This is a genomic window from Kluyvera intermedia (genome assembly GCF_034424175.1).
Taxonomy (GTDB): Bacteria; Pseudomonadota; Gammaproteobacteria; order Enterobacterales; family Enterobacteriaceae; genus Kluyvera; species Kluyvera intermedia.
In genome coordinates, this window is the sequence record NZ_CP139986.1 from 249713 (window position 1) to 268821 (window position 19109).

Genomic DNA, 19109 nt, shown 5'->3' on the forward strand with positions numbered 1-19109 from the left:
CCTGATTTGCTCTATGGGGTAACGACAAAAATAACAAAATAACAACATGTTAATCCTAAGGTGAAATTGCCTTGTTGTTGATTAAGGAAAGGGAAGATGCCGATGTCATCGCATCAGGTTAGCCAGCAATTTGAGCATTGCCTGAGCGTGATCCGCCAGGCCTCTATCGAAATTCTGACCTTACTGAAAATGAGGGTCACCGAAGGCAAGGATCCTCGCTGGTTCCTCGAGCAGCTTGATCAGGCTCGTCTGAACCTCGGTGGCTGGGGGATAGTGGCAAAGCGTTTGCAGATTAACGACAGCCAATTGAGCGAATTTATGCTTCAGCTGCGCCATCTTCAGCAAGGGATCGCTTCGTACGAACAGGGGCTTGCAGCGACGGAAAACCAGCTGATTGCCGCCCAGCGCTTCATCGTGACCCTTGAACAGGTTAAACAGCAGCAGCCGTTGCTGACGTTTACCACGAGTTATGCCAGCGATGCCTATCAGCTTCAGGAAATGGCGGAGCGGCAGATTCGTACCATTGAGCTGGTGATTAATGGCTTGATTACCCAGATATGGCCAGATGCCCCGCATCTTCACCATTATCTCAAATCCCATTTCGGTGCGCAGGATGTGGCGCGCTGGCAGGCGCGAAGCCCATCAGGTGAGATCCTGGACGGTATGTCGTTTAGCGAGCGGGCATTACTGATTGTCGATAAAAAGGCGTTCGCTCGTCACTACGCCTCGCTGTTTAACTCAGGCGCGGCGCTCACTTTCCTTGCCGAGCAGCGGCTGACGCTACATACCTTTCTGGATGATATCCGGCGGATGCGCAATAAATTGTTGGCTCAGATGCCGCTCACCGAGATGGAATGTCTACTGCTTGAACACTACACGCAGCAGATCACCGCACCGGTGCAGCGTGCTTATGAGCAAGGGCGCGTTCGGGTGAACCCTGCCAGCCTGATGACTGCGGACGGTAGCGAAGTTCAGCACTTCTGGGAACAAGCCACGGAAGTGGCGCAGGCCTGGGGGCCGGATGCGCGGTCAATCGCTGATGGTATTGAAAAGCAGTACCGCAAAATACAGGCGCGAACGGACGCGCGCGAAAAACTTATCGCTGGCGTGCTGTGGGGGGCAGTCGGGGTGACGGTGCTCGGTATTACGCTCGGCGGTATGAGTATTATGATGTCATCCCCGCAAACCCGGACATCGGTTGAGTCGCAGGAGGATATACACATGCGCGAGCCGGCGGTGAGTCTGCCTCCTTCACCGCGCGAAATTCTGGCGCGCCGTGGCATAACCTGGGACAACAACGGGCTGCGTTCGGCGATCGATCGCAATGATATTGAGGTGAGCACGTTGTTTTTACGCGGCGGCATGAACTGGCAACTGAGCTGGACGGATCTCGCGATGTCGTCGCAAAACGAAGCGGTATTGAACTTGTTATTGCGCTACCGGCAGCAAATGGATGAACCGAAGCCTTGTCGACGCTTTATCAATACGCTGACCCACGAGCTGTCACAGGGCGCGCAGTTGACGGCCATTCGTAAATCCTATCTGCAAACGTTTTGTACGCAACCTGCGGTAGTGGCGCGGCAGCGGCTGGCGGTAGAGAACGCCGAGAAGCGCAGCCGGGCGGTTGGCGATGCGCAAAGCAAGAAAGGGTTGCTGATACACAAATCTATCTATGACGTGATTCGATAAGCAAGGTGCGCTACGCGAAATTTGCTAAGTACACCCCCGTACCTCAGCGCCTTTCACGCAGCGCAATTCGAATCAAATCAGCCGGTAATGTGCATCAGGCTTCATTTTTACCGGCACGGTGCTGTCTTTGAGCATTTCACGCAGATCGATTTCTATCGCATTGCAAATCGCACTGAGCGGCAGATCGTTATCCTCGGTGCCGAACGGGTCTTCCAGTTCGGTGGCGATAGCATCAAGCGCTAGCAGGGCATAGGTCGTAAAAATAGAAAACAGCAGCGTCAGAAAGCCGAAATCGTGGATCAGCAGTAGTGGATAGACGGCGCAAAAAATACCGACCGTTCGATGCAGCAGCAGCGAGTAGGCATAGGGGATGGGGGTATTACTGATTCGCTCGCAGCCGCCCTGAATAGTGCTTATCTGATTGAGGTAAGTATTGAAATTACGATAGACGAATTCATTCGGACGATGCAGATAAAGCCACTGTCCGATATCCTGCAATAGCGCGTTACAAGGCGTGGTGAGGTGTTGATAATCCAGCGCGCGTGAGACCGGTACTGGCCCGTGACGTAATTTGGCTTTTAGCGTCATGCAATAGGTGACCATTAAATCAAGCACCACCTGTTTTTCTTCCCGACGGGTTTGCGTGGTGTTGATTATCTCCCGCATAAGCGAACGGTTGACGATCAACAGATCGCCCCATAGCTTCCGGGCCTCCCAATAGCGTAGCCATGCCGTATTATTGCGAAAACCCAGGAACACCGATATCGAAATAGAAATGCCGATGAAATAGAACGAACTCTCTTTGGCAATAATCCCGCGCAAATGTAATAACGGTAGCGTGAACAGATAGACGATGTTCAGGACGATAAAAAAACACAGCTGCGGCGATATTTTTCGCATAATCGATCCGCGCCATGAAAACAATTTCCTGAACCAGGTTTGCTCCGGCCTGACGATCATGATTACGCCTTATCCTGCGATAGCGCTAAAATAGTGTCGTAAACCACCTGCAGGCGTTCCAGATAGTGTGCAAAGACCTGAGTTTTATCATTCACAGGAATGGTGTGGTCAAGATTGCCGTGCACGTCAATACAGGAGCGTTGAAGTTCAATGTTGCCAAGTTCTTCCGACACGACCTGAAAATCGATCCGCACTTCGCCAAACACCCGTGAGCGGATGATGTTGATATTGACCCCACCAAAAACATTCACGCTTAATCGACCTTTTTCACTCGGTTGAATCTGATGGTGATAAAGGCGCTCGGTAGCAGTAATTTGCGTGATTAACTCCATGGAATAGGTATTCCAGTATTTATCCATTTTGTTTTTATGACTGAAAATTTGGTTGGATTTTTCTTCCAGAGAAATCGAGCTATTCATTATCGTATGCTTATTAATAGAAGGCGTTGGTAAATATTTGATGTAATAGATGAACGTAATCTGGCGTTATCGGTAGTACATCGACCGGGCTTTAAATCTCCACGGATATAAAATACCATAATTCCACGAGCTGCGTCGGGTCGTTGGACGTCAATAATAAAGTAGTTAGTCCGTGCCTATTATTGGTTAGCGGTGTAATCAATCGGGGTTATGTTTTTTGTAAAACCGTCAACAGGTTAATAAATACGATAACATTATGAGTGCCAAGCGTATTTTCCCCAGAGAGATCCCTGGTAAATTTTTATAATTTAACGAATAGGCTAATGTAGTGCTCTGAAAGGGAAATTAGCACTGTTCGGTTCCCTCGCCCCTTTGGGGAGAGGGTTAGGGTGAGGGGCTGTCTGGATCGGAAAAGGAAATTAAATTCACTTTAATAACAGTGTATTAACCCTCACCCCAGCCCTCTCCCTTAAAAAGGGAGAGGGAGCACACCGTGCCTGACCTTATTTCTGGGGATACCTCAGGGGTGTCCCCTCCCTACTGGAAGGGGGACGAACTGAGATATTAATCCAGCTGAATACGCGCGACGCTATCCAACCCTTTGGTTGAATAATCCTTGTTGAAATCCTGTTTGAGCGTAACGAACAGCGTTTTGCCATCGTCTGACAGCAGCAGGCTGTTTGGACGGCTGGTGAAGTCCCAGGTCTGCTTCACGGCGTAGCTGGTGGCATCCAGACGCAGCACTTTTTTCGATTCGCGCTGGCTGATAAAGATCTCATTACGTTGTGCGTCGAACTTAATGCCCAGCGCGTCGCCTTCGATGCGCTTCACGACTTTGCCCGTGTGCTCATCAAATACCAGCGTGGTTTTGGCTTTGGAGTCGTCGGTGACGAACAGGCGACCGGTTTTCGGATCTTCAGCCATATTCAGCAGCAGGTACTCTTTGCCATCGCCCGGCGTCCAGCGTTGTTCAATTTTGTGGCTTTCTGGATTAATCACCAGCACTTCACCGGCACCGTTGGTGGCGTAAATACGCTTCGTCAGCGGTGAATAGATAATACCGGTGACCCATTTACCTGCGTTATCAATACGCCCCTTCAAGGTCATGGTTTTGGCATCAACAATCGAGATGAAACCAGGCTCTGCGACGCGTCCGATAAACAGCAAGCCGTCGTGGAACAACACTTCACGTGCGCCCGTTGGGTCGCCATCCTTATCTTTTTTGCCGTCCAGCACTAAACGCTGAAGCACTTTCCCGCTTTTCGCATCGACCTTCGATACCGCACCGTCCAGTGAGTTAGTGGTGTAGAACACCTTGCCGTTGTCATCGACGGCCATGCCAAAGTTTTTCAGGTCGGTATGCGTTGTGCCTTTGGTGGCAAGCGTCTGCGGGTCGAGGCGGTAAATCACGCCTCCGTTGACGTCTTTGAAGCTTTGCGCGCTGGCAACATACAGCGCATTTTCTGCTGACACATACGCCATTTCATACAGGCCATCGCCCAGCTCACGCTGGTCTACGGAGGCGGCTGTTTTCAGCGCAGCAGCGTTCTCAGCGGGCTGTGCATTTTCGGCAGCGGCGGGCAGTGCGGTCAGAGTAAAAGCGGCAATTAACGCGGCGGAGAGTGCCGTTTTACGCGGGCTGAATAACGATACCATTCGAAACTCCATCATTGGATAAGCGATTCCCGGAAGAGGTCACCCTGGACGGGATAGTTTTAATAAGAATGAGAATAATAATTATTTATAAGAAATGAGCAAATCAGTTACGTGTGCCGGGCGGTAATATCTGCCTGCTTGAGGCTTTTCATTCCGATTTTTTTACGGTGACATGGCTGGAATATCTATGTAATAAACTGATATATAACATGTATACATTTGCTTACATTTAACTGACGAAACAGCCTGTGTTATTTAAAGCGAGTAATTATCATTAGCGTTCTCATTTGTTGCCGTTATTGCTTTTTATGCAGGTTAAATGCTTACAGAAATACTGGGTATTTTTCGTGGCTTTGGGCACAAGGGCTTCACTCACAATTACAAGATCTGATGGGAATACTTATGCATTTTTATGGCAGGGAAATCAGCGGCAGACCGTTTACCGTTTCACTTTTGGCGCTGGTCATTCACGGTTTTATTCAGCAAGCGCATGCGGAAGAAAAAAGCCAGGAGATGGTGGTGTACGGCAGTGCTGAAAGTGCGGCGGATGAACAGCAGGATTATGCGGTGAAAACCACCCATGCGGGCACCAAAATGGAAATGGCGCCGCGCGATATTCCGCAGTCCGTTACCGTGGTGACGCGCCAGCGGATGCAGGATCAGGATTTGCAAACCGTGGACGATGTGCTGACCAATGCCACCGGCGTCTCCTCGCAGCAGATAGACTCAGAGCGTACTTACTTCTACTCACGCGGCTTTGAAATCACCAACTTCTCTTACGATGACATTCCAACCTCAATTGGCGATGCGTGGAACTATGGCGATGCGGCGGCCGATACCGCTATCTATGACCGCATTGAAGTCGTGCGTGGAGCCAATGGTCTGATGACCGGTGCCGGTGACCCGGGGGCAACGGTGAATATGGTGCGTAAACGGGCCGACAGCAAAACGGCGACCGGAAACATCAGCGCCAGCTACGGTAGCTGGAATACCCAGCGCTACGTGGCCGATCTCTCAACGCCGCTTAACGCAGACGGCAGCCTGCGTGGCCGCATCGTCACTGGCTATCAGGATCAGGACAGCTGGCTCGACCGCTATCATAAAACCAAGAAATTCCTCTACGGCGTAGTGGATGCCGACCTGACCGAAAACACCACCGTGTCATTGGGCTGGGACTACCAGAAATCCAACACCGGCAACCCGACCTGGGGCGGCTTACCGAGCCTATTCAGCAACGGCACGCGGACCCATTATGATCGCAGTACTAACACGGCGGCAGACTGGACGCGCTATCAGGTCGAATCACGCAAGGTCTTCGTCGACCTGACCCACAACTGGGATAACGGCTGGTCATATCGCTTTAATGGCACCCATGGTGAGCAAACCTTCAACGATACGCTGTTATACGTGATGGGTAATCCGGATGCGGATACCGGAGAGGGCACAACCGGCTGGGGCAGCAAAGACAAAGGCAAACGTACCGTTGATTCTTTCGATACCTACGCCAACGGGCCGTTCACGCTGCTGGGGCGTCAGCATCAACTGATGGCCGGCGCGAGCTACAGTCGTCAGCATAATGCAACCTCCAGCCAGGACGGGTCGATGGAAGCTAGCCAGATGGGCATCTTCGACAACAACTGGAACGGTAGCGTGTCGCAGCCGACGTGGGGCGACTGGTATCAGAATGCCAATGATATCGTCCGCCAAAAATCGGCCTACACCGCGGTACGCTTGTCACTGGCCGATCCGCTTTCACTGATTCTTGGCGCGCGTTACACCCAGTACAGCACCGATGGCAGCAGTGGCGATATGCGCAAGTACAACACCACGCCGTATGGCGGCCTGGTTTATGATCTGACCGAAAGTCTGTCAGCCTACGCCAGTTATACCTCGATTTTTGCGCCGCAAACCAAGCGTTCCGTTGACGGTAAATGGCTGTCGCCGATTACCGGTAAAAACTACGAAACTGGCCTGAAGGCCGACTGGATGGACGGGCGCTTAACCACCAACGTTGCGGTGTTCCGTATCGAGCAAGAAAACGTCGCGGAAGCGCTGAGTGGCGTATTCGTCAACGGCAGCAGCGAGCAGGCGTATCGTGCGACCAGCGGTGCGGTGAGTAAAGGCGCGGAGTTTGAGGTTAATGGCGCGGTGACTGATAACCTGCAACTGACCTTTAGCGCGACGCGCTTTGTCGCCCAGGATAGCGATGGTCGTTACAACAGCTTTGCGCCGCAAACGCAGCTCAAACTGTTCAGCCGTTATCGGGTTCCGGTTATGCCAGAGCTGACGATAGGCGGTGGGGCAAACTGGCAAAATGGCGTGTACAAGGACGTGACCGGGCCAGATGGCGAGACGCAGCGCCTCCATCAGAGCAGCTACCCGCTGGTGAGCCTGTTTGCCCAGTATCAGGTGACTAAAGCGCTGGCGGTGCAGGCTAACGTCAACAACCTGTTTGATCGTGAGTATTACTCTTATCTGGATGATTCAGCGGTCTACGGTGAGCCGCGCAATGTGTCAGTCAGTATGAGCTACGCGTTCTAATTTACACGGTGGTGCCTGATGGCGCGCAGCTTCCAGGCCATCCGACGTCAGTGTAACGTGGGGGGGAGCCCGGCCGAGTGTAGCGACGCCGGGATTGTGCACCTAGCCCCGGGGGCGGCGTAGACGCCTTGCCCGGGCTACGAGAGACCGTGGCGCATAAAAAAGCCAGATGTAGGCCGGATAAGGCTAAGCCGCCATCCGGCAACCCGCGCCGCTGTGCCTGCTACCATAAAAAAAGCCAGACCGAAGTCTGGCTTTTTATCATCAGTGCTCCACGCTTAGCGCATGGTGACGCAATACCCATACATGATTAAAATGTAGAAAAATTGGAAAGCCTTGTGGGAGAAGGCTTGCATGGGTGGTAATGGTTTTTCCAGAGTTTTGCATTCGACATTCCCTCTTCCTTTTTGTTGGTAAGCTCAAATCAAAAAATGCCACAACTGTTTCGGCACACAGGTTGTTCATGTTGATTAGCTATTAACCTGGATTGTTTCTCTATGTTCATGGTGTTTTTCACGAGGGATCGCATCACTAGTCCCTGAGTTCATAATGCTATCATTTGCTTGGGAGGGTTCCTGGCCGTTTAGCAGCTTATTATTGTTCTATTTAATTGTTATTTTTGCTTCATATCAGGCCATAGAATCTGGTCAAGGATAGATTGATCTCACAGCGAATTGCGGACATTGGACTTTCCAACCTTACAAGGTAATCTAGTTTTCAAGGTTAGCGACCTTGCACAGTCGCACTAATAAAAAGGGCACTGTTGCAAAGTTAGCGATGAGGCAGCCTTTTGTCTTATTCAAAGGCCTTACATTTCAAAAACTCTGCTTACCAGGCGCATTTCGCCCAGGGGATCACCATAATAAAATGCTGAGGCCTGGCCTTTGCGTAGTGCACGCATCACCTCAATACCTTTGATGGTGGCGTAAGCCGTCTTCATGGATTTAAATCCCAGCGTGGCGCCGATTATCCGTTTCAGTTTGCCATGATCGCATTCAATCACGTTGTTCCGGTACTTAATCTGTCGGTGTTCAACGTCAGACGGGCACCGGCCTTCGCGTTTGAGCAGAGCAAGCGCGCGACCATAGGCGGGCGCTTTATCCGTGTTGATGAATCGCGGGATCTGCCACTTCTTCACGTTGTTGAGGATTTTACCCAGAAACCGGTATGCAGCTTTGCTGTTACGACGGGAGGAGAGATAAAAATCGACAGTGCGGCCCCGGCTGTCGACGGCCCGGTACAGATACGCCCAGCGGCCATTGACCTTCACGTAGGTTTCATCCATGTGCCACGGGCAAAGATCGGAAGGGTTACGCCAGTACCAGCGCAGCCGTTTTTCCATTTCAGGCGCATAACGCTGAACCCAGCGGTAAATCGTGGAGTGATCGACATTCACTCCGCGTTCAGCCAGCATCTCCTGCAGCTCACGGTAACTGATGCCGTATTTGCAGTACCAGCGTACGGCCCACAGAATGATGTCACGCTGAAAATGCCGGCCTTTGAATGGGTTCATGTGCAGCTCCATCAGCAAAAGGGGATGATAAGTTTATCACCACCGACTATTTGCAACAGTGCCGGCCATTTTGTGGCGTGTTTTTCTGGCCGGAGGTTCCGGGTATTTCAGGTACCGCCTGACAGTCCGCTCAGAGCAACCAACCTGAGTGGCAATATCAACAATATACGCACCCTGCTGGCGCATTTGCTTTATCATGTAAAAGTCCTCATGAGCATGGGGAGTGCGGACGAATTCCTGGACCTTCAGGGGTTAATTTATGCATTCATACGAGGACCGGATCCGGGCCGTCGAACTCTATTACCGGTACGGAAAGAAAGCCTCCGTTGTCGTCATGGAGCTGGGATATCCTTCCACAAAACAGCTGGGCCGTTGGGTTCGGATTTATGAAGAGAAGGGCGATTTACCCAGGGAATTAAAGCCAAGAGAACGCTATTCACGGACACAGAAAATTGCTGCTGTTGAGCATTATCTTACTCACGGTGGTTGCCTGTCGTACACTCGCCGAGCCATCGGCTACCCCAGTAACGAAATTCTAAAGCGCTGGATTGAAGAGTTTTACCCAAATGCGCGTCCCCTGGTCATTCGCTCAGGCACAAACAAATGCTTCAGCCCGGAAGAGAGGTCTCAGGCCGTCCGGGAGCTCTGTAACCGACGTGGAACCGCGCGTAAAGTTGCACAAAGCATAGGCGTCAGCGTCCCGGTCCTGTACAAATGGAAGAAAGACCTTATCAGTGACGAGGCTTATCAATCCATGCGCAAACGAAAGGCAGCCCCTCAAGATAAAAATCAGGATGCTTTACTCGGTGAAATCCAGCGACTCAGGCAGCAGGTTCATCAGCTGCAGCTCGAACGTGACATACTGATAAAGGCGAATGAACTGATAAAAAAAGATCTGGGCATCAGCTTTCTGACACTGAAAAACAGGGAGAAAACCCTGATAGTTGATGCCCTTAAGAAAAAGTACCCCGTTGCTGAGTTGCTAAGCGTTCTGCAACTTGCCCGCAGCTGTTATTTTTACCACAAAGCCAGCAAACGTCTGTGCGATAAGTATGCGGAAATACGCGTGATCATGGCCGATATCTTTGAGGAGAATTACCGCTGTTACGGCTACCGGCGCCTTCACGCGATGCTTCGCGGTAACAACAGGGTTATTTCTGAAAAGGTTGTCCGCAGACTGATGGCAGAAGAGCAGCTCGTTGTTAAGCGCACCAGGCGACGACGATACAACTCTTACTGTGGCGAAATCGGCCCGGCACCGGAAAATTTACTCGCCCGGGATTTTAGTTCCTGCAGGCCAAATGAGAAGTGGCTGACCGATATTACGGAGTTCCAGCTTCCGGCTGGAAAAGTCTATCTGTCGCCGGTTATCGACTGCTTTGATGGCCAGGTTGTAAGCTGGTCGATAGGAACACGCCCGGACGCGACTGAATCGCCACGGATAATCTAGACACTTCCTAGCCGTTGATAATACTGGTTTTCATATTCTGTCGGTGACATCTGATCGCTGGAACCATGCCGACGCTTACTGTTATAAAACATTTCGATGTAATCAAAAATATCGCTGCGGGCTTCTTCCCGCGTTCCGTAGCTCTTTTTCTTTATCCGTTCGCGTTTCAACAACTGGAAAAAGCTTTCTGCAACCGCATTATCATGGCAGTTACCGCGACGGCTCATGCTGCCCTCCAGGCCGTGTGATTTCAGGAACGACTGCCACTCATGGCTTGTGTACTGACTGCCCTGATCCGAATGAACCAGCACCTGTTTTTGGGGATTACGGCGCCATACAGCCATCAGCAGTGCGTTCAGGACAATGTCCTTTGTCATCCGGGATTGCATGGACCAGCCGATAATTTTGCGTGAGAACAGATCAACAACCACGGCAAGATACAGCCAGCCTTCGTGGGTCCTGATGTAGGTTATGTCCGTTACCCAACGCTTATCCGGAGCATCCGGATTGAACTGTCGCTGGAGCCTGTTGGGCGACACGATACTGGGCTCGCCTTTACGTGCCCGCGGGCTCCGGTATCCGACCTGAGCCTTTATCCCGACACGTTTCATCAGTCGCCAGACTCTGTTCACTCCGCACTGTTGCCCGCTGTCCCGCAGATCCAGATGGATTTTGCGATAACCATAGACGCATCCCGATTCCAGCCAGAACTGTTTAATCTGTCCTGTCAGTCTCAGGTCTGCCTGATGGCGTTGTGAATGCGGCTGCTGAAGCCAGGCGTAAAAACCACTGGGATGAACATCCAGCACCCGACAGAGCAGGCGAACAGGCCAGCAACAGGTGTTGTCACGGATAAAGGCGTACCTCAGTCGGACAGCTTTGCGAAGTACGCCGCGGCTTTTTTTAATATGTCCCGTTCGTCGGTAACCCGCTTCAGCTCTTTCTGGAGACGGCGGATCTCGGCCTGAGCATCTGACTGTTCTTTATTAGCGGAAGAATCCGGACCGTACTTCTTTATCCAGGCGTAAAGGCTGTGGGTGGTGATATCGAGACGTGTTGCAACGCTGGCAACAGAATAACCGCGATCAACAACCTGTTTGACTGCTTCAGTTTTAAACTCTTCGGGATAACGCTTACCGCTCATGGGCACCTCTCTTTAAGCCATCTTAAATGACTCTGAGGTGTCTGTTAAACCCGTGGCGATTCAAAACGTGATGCCACCGTTTTCCAGGTTTCATCCAACCGTGCTGCCAATTGCACCGATGCTTTACTGCCATTGGTGGGGTGACCCAATGCCCGGCACACTGGAACCCGCTGCGCCTGCCATTCCTCCCCCTGAAGAAGTTTTTGGCGCGGATCACCCCAACGATCGCTGTTTTCCAACCAGATGTCACGACGGCGTAGCGCATCCTGAAGTCGCTCCAGCAGACACAACGAGTAACCCGCTCGCTGTATCCGACCTTCAGCATCGTACACCAGGCGTTTCCAAGGGCCTGAAATGATATGCTCAGGTGCATCGTCCAGGATCCGTTTTTTCGAGCCGTTTAGCTCTGCCAGGTAATGGATGGCCGCGAGGGTATGTTCACCGTCTGGGGCCGCCCGGAAGTGCAGATCGCGCAGTAGTGCGGGCAAAAAACGCCTTACCCGTCCGTACTGCTCCACCATTTCATCCTGAAAGTTTGTATCCTGGGGGCGGGCCAGTTCATTCACTTTTTCCACTGACTCTGCCAGTCTGGCGACAGGTACACTGCTGAATATGGTCTTTCGCAGCAAATCATCACCAGTATCTTCATCAAGTAAAAGTGCACATGCCCGCGCCAGCAACAACGCCGCACGGTCAAGATCCTTGAGCGTCCTAAGTCGCTTTTTCTGCCCGGTTTTCTTCGCCTCCCTGGTAATATTGAGGATCAGCATATCCAGCACGTCAACGGCCTCGTCCAGCGCCGAGATTTCTTGCGCTTTCACGAACGCGGTAAGGATAGCCAGCCGCCGTTCTTCTGGCATTCTGCTGATATATTTCACCGATGCCATTCCGGCATAGCGTGCCAGGTTGCGGAGCTGTATGGCAGGCAGCCCAGTGAAATTCAGGCAGGAAAATTCCAGGCTGCGCAGGCGAGTGTAACGTTCAAGTGCTTCAGTGAATGCGGGGCCGCTGATAGTGACAGGGCCTCTTTTTAGGTGCTCCATCACTGAGAGTCGCTGTCCTTCGGGGATTTCAAGTAACCCAGCCAGTTGTGCGGCCTGCCAACGGTTTGGCAGCGCGGCCAATTTTCGCCATAAGCGGCGGGTCGCACGCTCACGGATTTCACCAATGACCCTCGTAAGGGTGGATGCGGCTGGCAACAACACTTTATTTTGAAGCAACCACGCGGTGGCAAAATCGAACATCAGTCCGGGGCGTTCATTACTGAGCCATGCACGAGTATACAGCAATCGCTTCAGTCTGAACGACCACGGGAAATCACCGAAATCATGATAGCTGTAGTGCTGCCTGATAAGCCCGTGGTGCTCCCAACGTGTATTTTCCCTTTGAGCATAGCGGGAGATGATCTCTGGATAGCGGATGTTAAGTTGCCTTGCGACATAAAACTGGACACCGGGCGGTATTTGCATGAGATCGGGCAAGAAGGTTCCCAGAAAGCGGGCGGTTGTGAGTTGAAGGGCAATCCCCAACCGGTTATGCCTGCCCCTACGTAGGTTGATGAAAGGGCACTGTTGCAAATAGTCGGTGGTGATAAACTTATCATCCCCTTTTGCTGATGGAGCTGCACATGAACCCATTCAAAGGCCGGCATTTTCAGCGTGACATCATTCTGTGGGCCGTACGCTGGTACTGCAAATACGGCATCAGTTACCGTGAGCTGCAGGAGATGCTGGCTGAACGCGGAGTGAATGTCGATCACTCCACGATTTACCGCTGGGTTCAGCGTTATGCGCCTGAAATGGAAAAACGGCTGCGCTGGTACTGGCGTAACCCTTCCGATCTTTGCCCGTGGCACATGGATGAAACCTACGTGAAGGTCAATGGCCGCTGGGCGTATCTGTACCGGGCCGTCGACAGCCGGGGCCGCACTGTCGATTTTTATCTCTCCTCCCGTCGTAACAGCAAAGCTGCATACCGGTTTCTGGGTAAAATCCTCAACAACGTGAAGAAGTGGCAGATCCCGCGATTCATCAACACGGATAAAGCGCCCGCCTATGGTCGCGCGCTTGCTCTGCTCAAACGCGAAGGCCGGTGCCCGTCTGACGTTGAACACCGACAGATTAAGTACCGGAACAACGTGATTGAATGCGATCATGGCAAACTGAAACGGATAATCGGCGCCACGCTGGGATTTAAATCCATGAAGACGGCTTACGCCACCATCAAAGGTATTGAGGTGATGCGTGCACTACGCAAAGGCCAGGCCTCAGCATTTTATTATGGTGATCCCCTGGGCGAAATGCGCCTGGTAAGCAGAGTTTTTGAAATGTAAGGCCTTTGAATAAGACAAAAGGCTGCCTCATCGCTAACTTTGCAACAGTGCCAAATGGCCAAACTCAGGCCGTTCATGGACTATATCGACATGCGTCTGGCTGAGAATGTCTGGAACGGCGAGGTCATCCTCGCGGAAATCAAAGCGATGGGTTATACCGGCGGACGCTCCATGTTGCGTTACTACATCCAGCCAAAACGTAAGATGCGGCCATCGAAGAAAACGGTTCGCTTCGAAACTCAGCCCGGTTACCAGCTCCAGCATGACTGGGGAGAAGTTGAGGCTGAGGTTGCCGGGCAACGATGCAGGGTTAACTTCGCGGTTAACACGCTGGGGTTCTCACGTCGCTTCCATGTCTTCGCGGCACCAAAGCAGGATGCTGAACATACCTATGAGTCACTGGTCCGCGCCTTCCGCTACTTCGGCGGCAGCGTGAAAACCGTGCTGGTCGATAATCAGAAAGCCGCAGTGCTGAAAAATAACAACGGGAAGATGGTGTTCAACTCCGGGTTCCTGCTGCTGGCCGATCACTATGGCTTCCTGCCACGGGCATGCCGTCCACGAAGGGCCAGAACCAAAGGTAAGGTGGAGCGGATTGTGAAATACCTCAAGGAGAACTTCTTCGTCCGGTACCGCCGGTTCGACAGCTTCGCCCAGGTTAATCAGCTACTGGAGCAGTGGATGGCTGACGTTGCCGACAGGCGGGAATTTCGCCAGTTCAGGCAGACACCGGAACAGCGCTTCACGCAGGAACAGGAGCATCTGCAGCCGTTGCCGGATACGGACTTCGATACCAGCTACTTCGATATCCGTCATGTCTCCTGGGATGGCTATATCGAGGTTGGCGGAAACCGTTACAGCGTGCCGGAAAGCCTGTGTGGCCAGCCGGTATCAATACGGATCTCGCTGGATGATGAACTGCGGATCTACAGTAATGAGCAGCAGATGGCATCGCACCGTCTCTGTTCGGCTGCATCCGGCTGGCAGACCGTGCCGGAGCATCACGCCCCGCTCTGGCAGCAGGTCAGTCAGGTGGAACCCGAAATCTGATTTATTCAACAAAGCCGCACCAAATCATCACTCGAAGATATTCAGGCATGGTACATCCGCGGCAAGCCCCTAATTTGTACTGAGGGGCAAAGTGAAAAAAGTTACTTTTTGTTGAAACGACAGTTAGCAATAACCCCCGCTTGCGGGGGCCATACCCACCAGGAGCAAACGCAGAAAGCCCGAGATACTTCTGCTGTACCGGGGGCTGGCGACATTTCAGGCAACACTCATAGTTGACCACATCATGATGTCATTCTGACCGACAGATGCCAGAAGCAGAGGATCCATCCCATTTTATACCTACCTTATAACACTTAGAAAAACAACATGTTAAAAATGTTTATTGGAAACAATTTTATTTCCAATTGTAATGATAACCATTCTCATATTAATATGGCTACGTGATAATTAACTTTTGATGCACTCCGCATGTCTGACCGTGCCACTACCACAGCTTCCTTAACGTTCGAGTCGCTTTATGACACCCATCACGGCTGGTTGAAAAGTTGGCTGACGCGCAAACTCCAGTCTGCCTTTGATGCAGATGACATTGCCCAGGACACTTTTTTGCGGGTAATGAGCAGCGAAACGCTCTCGACGATCCGCGATCCTCGCTCTTTCCTGTGCACTATCGCCAAACGCGTGATGGTGGACCTGTTTCGCCGAAACGCGCTGGAAAAAGCGTATCTGGAGATGCTGGCGCTTATGCCGGAGGGGGTAGCGCCTTCACCTGAGGAACGCGAAAGCCAGCTCGAGACCCTACAACTCGTCGACAGCATGCTGGACGGGCTAAACGGAAAAACACGTGAAGCGTTTCTGCTTTCGCAACTGGATGGCCTGACATACAGCGAGATTGCGCACAAACTCGGTGTTTCCGTCAGCTCCGTGAAAAAATACGTGGCGAAAGCCGTCGAGCACTGCCTGCTGTTTCGTCTGGAGCATGGGTTATGAATCCTTCGTTAACCGATTCCCGCCGTCAGGCGCTGCGTTCAGCTTCCCACTGGTATGCCGTGCTAAGCGGCGAGCGCGTCAGCCCACAACAGGAAGCGCGCTGGCAACAGTGGTATGAACAGGATCAGGATAACCAGTGGGCCTGGCAGCAGGTTGAAAACCTGCGCAACCAGCTTGGCGGTGTGCCTGGCGACGTTGCCAGCCGGGCGCTGCACGATACCCGCCTCACCCGCCGTCACGTGATGAAAGGATTACTGCTGTTGCTCGGCGCTGGCGGAGGCTGGCAACTCTGGCAGTCGGAAACCGGCGAAGGTCTGCGGGCAGATTACCGCACCGCCAAAGGCGCAGTCAGCCGTCAGCAACTGGAAGATGGCTCCCTGCTCACGCTGAATACCCAAAGCGCGGCGGATGTGCGTTTTGATGCGCATCAGCGCACCGTCCGGCTCTGGTACGGTGAAATCGCCATTACTACCGCGAAAGATGCGCAGCAACGCCCCTTCCGCGTCCTGACCCGTCAGGGCCAACTCACCGCTTTAGGGACAGAATTTACCGTCCGCCAGCAGGATAATTTCACGCAGCTTGACGTGCAGCAGCACGCCGTGGAAGTGCTTCTCGCCAGTGCCCCCGCGCAAAAACGCATCGTGAACGCTGGTGAAAGCCTGCAGTTCAGCGCCTCTGAGTTTGGCGCAGTGAAACCGCTGGATGACGAGAGTACAAGCTGGACGAAGGGCATCCTGAGCTTCAGCGATAAACCGCTGGGTGAGGTGATAGCCACGCTAAGCCGTTACCGCAACGGCGTGCTGCGCTGCGATCCCGCCGTTGCCGGGCTGCGCCTGAGCGGGACGTTCCCGCTGAAAAATACCGATGCGATCCTGAACGTTATCGCTCAAACGCTTCCCGTTAAAATTCAGTCTATTACGCGGTACTGGATAAACATTTCACCGCTGTAAGAAAAATAATTCTCATTTCGATTGTCCTTTTTACCCTTCTCGTTCGACTCATAGCTGAACACAACAAAAATGATGATGGAGAAGGTATGACGCCGTTACGCGTTTTTCGTAAAACAACACCTTTGGTTAACGCCATTCGCCTGAGCCTGCTGCCGCTGGCCGGTCTCTCGTTTTCCGCTTTTGCTGCACAGGTTGATATCGCACCGGGATCGCTCGACAAAGCGCTCAATCAGTATGCCGCACACAGCGGAATTACCCTCTCGGTTGACGCCAGCCTGACGCGCGGCAAGCAGAGCAACGGCCTGCACGGAGATTACGACGTCGAGAGCGGCCTGCAACAGCTGCTGGACGGCAGCGGACTGCAGGTAAAACCGCTGGGAAATAACAGCTGGACGCTGGAGACCGCGCCCGCGCCAAAAGAAGATGCCCTGACCGTGGTCGGCGACTGGCTGGGCGATGCGCGTGAAAACGACGTATTTGAACATGCTGGCGCGCGTGACGTGATCCGCCGTGAGGATTTCGCCAAAACCGGCGCAACCACCATGCGTGAGGTGCTTAACCGCATCCCTGGCGTCAGCGCGCCGGAAAACAACGGCACCGGCAGCCACGACCTGGCGATGAACTTTGGCATCCGGGGCCTGAACCCACGCCTCGCCAGCCGCTCGACCGTCCTGATGGACGGCATCCCCGTCCCCTTTGCCCCTTACGGTCAGCCGCAGCTTTCACTGGCTCCCGTTTCGCTCGGCAACATGGATGCCATTGACGTGGTGCGCGGTGGTGGTGCGGTGCGTTACGGACCGCAGAGCGTGGGCGGCGTGGTGAACTTTGTTACCCGCGCCATTCCGCAGGACTTTGGTATCGAGGCGGGGGTGGAAGGTCAGCTCAGCCCAACCTCTTCACAAAACAACCCGAAAGAGACGCACAACCTGATGGTGGGCGGCACAGCGGACAACGGTTTTGGCACCGCGCTGCTCTACTCCGGCACGCGCGGCAGTGACTGGCGCGAGCACAGCGCCACCCGCATCGACGACCTGATGCTGAAAAGCAAATATGCGCCGAATGAGGTGCACACCTTCAACAGCCTGCTGCAATATTACGATGGTGAAGCCGACATGCCCGGCGGCCTGTCCCGCGCGGATTACGACGCCGATCGCTGGCAATCCACCCGCCCGTATGACCGCTTCTGGGGCCGTCGCAAGCTGGCGAGCCTGGGCTACCAGTTCCAGCCGGACAGCCAGCATAAATTCAACATTCAGGGGTTCTACACCCAAACCCTGCGCAGCGGCTACCTGGAGCAAGGCAAACGCATCACCCTCTCGCCGCGTAACTACTGGGTGCGCGGTATTGAGCCACGCTACAGCCAGAGCTTTATGATCGGCCCTTCCGCGCACGAAGTGGGCGTGGGCTATCGCTATGTGAATGAATCAACGCATGAAATGCGTTACTACACCGCCACCAGCAGCGGGCAGTTGCCGTCCGGCTCAAGCCCTTACGACCGCGACACGCGTTCCGGCACCGAGGCGCACGCCTGGTATCTGGATGACAAAATCGACATCGGCAACTGGACCATCACGCCGGGTATGCGTTTCGAACATATCGAGTCATACCAGAACAACGCCATCAAAGGCACGCACGAAGAGGTGAGCTATAACGCACCGCTTCCGGCGTTGAACGTGCTCTATCACCTGACTGATAGCTGGAATCTTTATGCAAACACTGAAGGCTCGTTCGGCACCGTACAGTACAGCCAGATTGGCAAGGCTGTGCAAAGCGGCAATGTGGAACCGGAAAAAGCGCGAACCTGGGAACTCGGTACCCGCTACGACGACGGCGCGCTGACGGCGGAAATGGGGCTGTTCCTAATTAACTTTAACAATCAGTACGACTCCAACCAGACCAACGACACCGTCACTGCACGTGGCAAAACGCGCCATACCGGGCTGGAAACGCAGGCACGTTACGACCTGGGTACGCTAACGCCAACGCTTGATAACGTTTCCGTCTACGCCAGCTATGCGTATGTGAAAGCGGAAATCCGCGAGAAAGGCGACACCTATGGCAATCAGGTGCCATTCTCCCCGAAACATAAAGGCACGCTGGGCGTGGACTACAAGCCGGGCAACTGGACGTTCAATCTGAACAGCGATTTCCAGTCCAGCCAGTTTGCGGATAACGCCAATACGGTGAAAGAGAGCGCCGACGGCAGTACCGGCCGCATTCCCGGCTTCATGCTCTGGGGCGCACGCGTGGCGTATGACTTTGGCCCGCAGATGGCAGATCTGAACCTGGCGTTCGGTGTGAAAAACATCTTCGACCAGGACTACTTCATCCGCTCTTATGACGACAACAACAAAGGCATCTACGCAGGCCAGCCGCGCACGCTGTATATGCAGGGGTCGTTGAAGTTCTGATGTGTTAACGCCCGGCTTGCCGGGCTTTTAGCTGGAATGTGAC

11 protein-coding genes and 4 pseudogenes are annotated in these 19109 nt (G+C 53.1%); 8 read left to right on the forward strand and 7 right to left on the reverse strand.

Annotation, left to right across the window (positions count from 1 at the left end):
- The first annotated feature begins 96 nt into the window (after positions 1-96).
- Complete coding sequence (locus tag U0026_RS01135) at positions 97-1689, forward strand: STY4199 family HEPN domain-containing protein (RefSeq protein WP_062778816.1); 1593 nt, start codon at positions 97-99, stop codon at positions 1687-1689.
- Positions 1690-1761: 72 nt separating this feature from the next.
- Here U0026_RS01135 and U0026_RS01140 read toward each other — a convergent pair whose 3' ends face one another.
- The 3 genes from U0026_RS01140 to U0026_RS01150 form a co-directional block, all read right to left on the reverse strand.
- Positions 1762-2589, reverse strand: a complete 828-nt coding sequence (locus tag U0026_RS01140; RefSeq protein ID WP_241973928.1) for a bestrophin family protein — start codon at positions 2587-2589, stop codon at positions 1762-1764.
- Between the two features lie 62 nt (positions 2590-2651).
- The gene (locus U0026_RS01145) at positions 2652-3068 is read right to left on the reverse strand and encodes a hypothetical protein (RefSeq protein WP_062778820.1); all 417 of its coding nucleotides are present in this window, start codon (positions 3066-3068) and stop codon (positions 2652-2654) included.
- A gap of 564 nt (positions 3069-3632) precedes the next feature.
- Positions 3633-4724: a YncE family protein gene (locus U0026_RS01150; protein WP_062778822.1), complete on the reverse strand. Its 1092-nt coding sequence runs from the start codon at positions 4722-4724 to the stop codon at positions 3633-3635.
- A gap of 402 nt (positions 4725-5126) precedes the next feature.
- On the opposite strand from U0026_RS01150, the gene fhuE reads away from it, so the two are divergent.
- Positions 5127-7265 (forward strand): ferric-rhodotorulic acid/ferric-coprogen receptor FhuE, encoded by a 2139-nt coding sequence (fhuE, locus tag U0026_RS01155; protein WP_241973929.1) that lies wholly within the window; start codon positions 5127-5129, stop codon positions 7263-7265.
- An 808-nt stretch (positions 7266-8073) separates the two neighbouring features.
- On the opposite strand, the gene U0026_RS01160 is transcribed toward fhuE, so the two are convergent.
- Together U0026_RS01160 and U0026_RS01165 are read right to left on the reverse strand one after the other, a co-directional pair.
- Positions 8074-8778, reverse strand: coding sequence for an IS6-like element IS26 family transposase (locus U0026_RS01160; RefSeq protein ID WP_001067855.1), 705 nt, complete (start codon positions 8776-8778; stop codon positions 8074-8076).
- A gap of 63 nt (positions 8779-8841) precedes the next feature.
- Positions 8842-8976 (reverse strand): annotated as a pseudogene (locus U0026_RS01165) (helix-turn-helix domain-containing protein); the annotation flags it as partial.
- 61 nt (positions 8977-9037) lie between these two features.
- On the opposite strand from U0026_RS01165, the pseudogene U0026_RS01170 reads away from it, so the two are divergent.
- Positions 9038-10207: pseudogene (locus U0026_RS01170) on the forward strand (IS3-like element ISKpn38 family transposase); the annotation flags it as partial.
- A gap of 17 nt (positions 10208-10224) precedes the next feature.
- Here U0026_RS01170 and U0026_RS01175 read toward each other — a convergent pair.
- Together U0026_RS01175 and U0026_RS01180 are read right to left on the reverse strand one after the other, a co-directional pair.
- A protein-coding gene (locus tag U0026_RS01175; protein WP_126440740.1) for an IS3 family transposase occupies positions 10225-11372 on the reverse strand; the annotation gives its coding sequence in 2 pieces (ribosomal slippage) (positions 10225-11135 and positions 11135-11372; 1149 coding nt in all).
- A gap of 59 nt (positions 11373-11431) precedes the next feature.
- Positions 11432-12934 (reverse strand): annotated as a pseudogene (locus U0026_RS01180) (DUF4158 domain-containing protein); the annotation flags it as partial.
- Positions 12935-12999: 65 nt separating this feature from the next.
- Here U0026_RS01180 and U0026_RS01185 point away from each other — a divergent pair.
- The 5 genes and pseudogenes from U0026_RS01185 (at position 13000) to fecA (ending at position 19066) form a co-directional block, all read left to right on the forward strand.
- Positions 13000-13704, forward strand: a complete 705-nt coding sequence (locus U0026_RS01185) for an IS6-like element IS26 family transposase (protein ID WP_001067855.1) — start codon at positions 13000-13002, stop codon at positions 13702-13704.
- Positions 13705-13755: 51 nt separating this feature from the next.
- Positions 13756-14754, forward strand: a pseudogene (gene istA / locus U0026_RS01190) (IS21 family transposase); the annotation flags it as partial.
- Between the two features lie 429 nt (positions 14755-15183).
- Entirely contained in the window at positions 15184-15705 is a 522-nt protein-coding gene (gene fecI / locus U0026_RS01200) for an RNA polymerase sigma factor FecI (protein ID WP_016236495.1), read from the forward strand.
- On the forward strand, positions 15702-16655 hold the full coding sequence (fecR, locus tag U0026_RS01205) for a ferric citrate uptake sigma factor regulator FecR (RefSeq protein WP_004118237.1): 954 nt from the start codon (positions 15702-15704) through the stop codon (positions 16653-16655). The genes fecI and fecR overlap by 4 nt, the downstream gene beginning before the upstream one ends.
- Before the next feature lie 86 nt (positions 16656-16741).
- Complete coding sequence (gene fecA, locus U0026_RS01210; protein ID WP_062779787.1) at positions 16742-19066, forward strand: TonB-dependent Fe(3+) dicitrate receptor FecA; 2325 nt, start codon at positions 16742-16744, stop codon at positions 19064-19066.
- Positions 19067-19109 lie beyond the last annotated feature (43 nt).

Excerpts from the sequence above, each read along its gene's own strand:
- U0026_RS01135 (WP_062778816.1), top strand. The coding sequence starts at position 97 with ATGCCGATGTCATCGCATCAGGTTAGCCAGCAATTTGAGCATTGCCTG.
- U0026_RS01140 (WP_241973928.1), bottom strand. The coding sequence starts at position 2,589 with ATGCGAAAAATATCGCCGCAGCTGTGTTTTTTTATCGTCCTGAACATC.
- U0026_RS01145 (WP_062778820.1), bottom strand. The coding sequence starts at position 3,068 with ATGAATAGCTCGATTTCTCTGGAAGAAAAATCCAACCAAATTTTCAGT.
- U0026_RS01150 (WP_062778822.1), bottom strand. The coding sequence starts at position 4,724 with ATGGTATCGTTATTCAGCCCGCGTAAAACGGCACTCTCCGCCGCGTTA.
- fhuE (WP_241973929.1), top strand. The coding sequence starts at position 5,127 with ATGCATTTTTATGGCAGGGAAATCAGCGGCAGACCGTTTACCGTTTCA.
- U0026_RS01160 (WP_001067855.1), bottom strand. The coding sequence starts at position 8,778 with ATGAACCCATTCAAAGGCCGGCATTTTCAGCGTGACATCATTCTGTGG.
- U0026_RS01185 (WP_001067855.1), top strand. The coding sequence starts at position 13,000 with ATGAACCCATTCAAAGGCCGGCATTTTCAGCGTGACATCATTCTGTGG.
- fecI (WP_016236495.1), top strand. The coding sequence starts at position 15,184 with ATGTCTGACCGTGCCACTACCACAGCTTCCTTAACGTTCGAGTCGCTT.
- fecR (WP_004118237.1), top strand. The coding sequence starts at position 15,702 with ATGAATCCTTCGTTAACCGATTCCCGCCGTCAGGCGCTGCGTTCAGCT.
- fecA (WP_062779787.1), top strand. The coding sequence starts at position 16,742 with ATGACGCCGTTACGCGTTTTTCGTAAAACAACACCTTTGGTTAACGCC.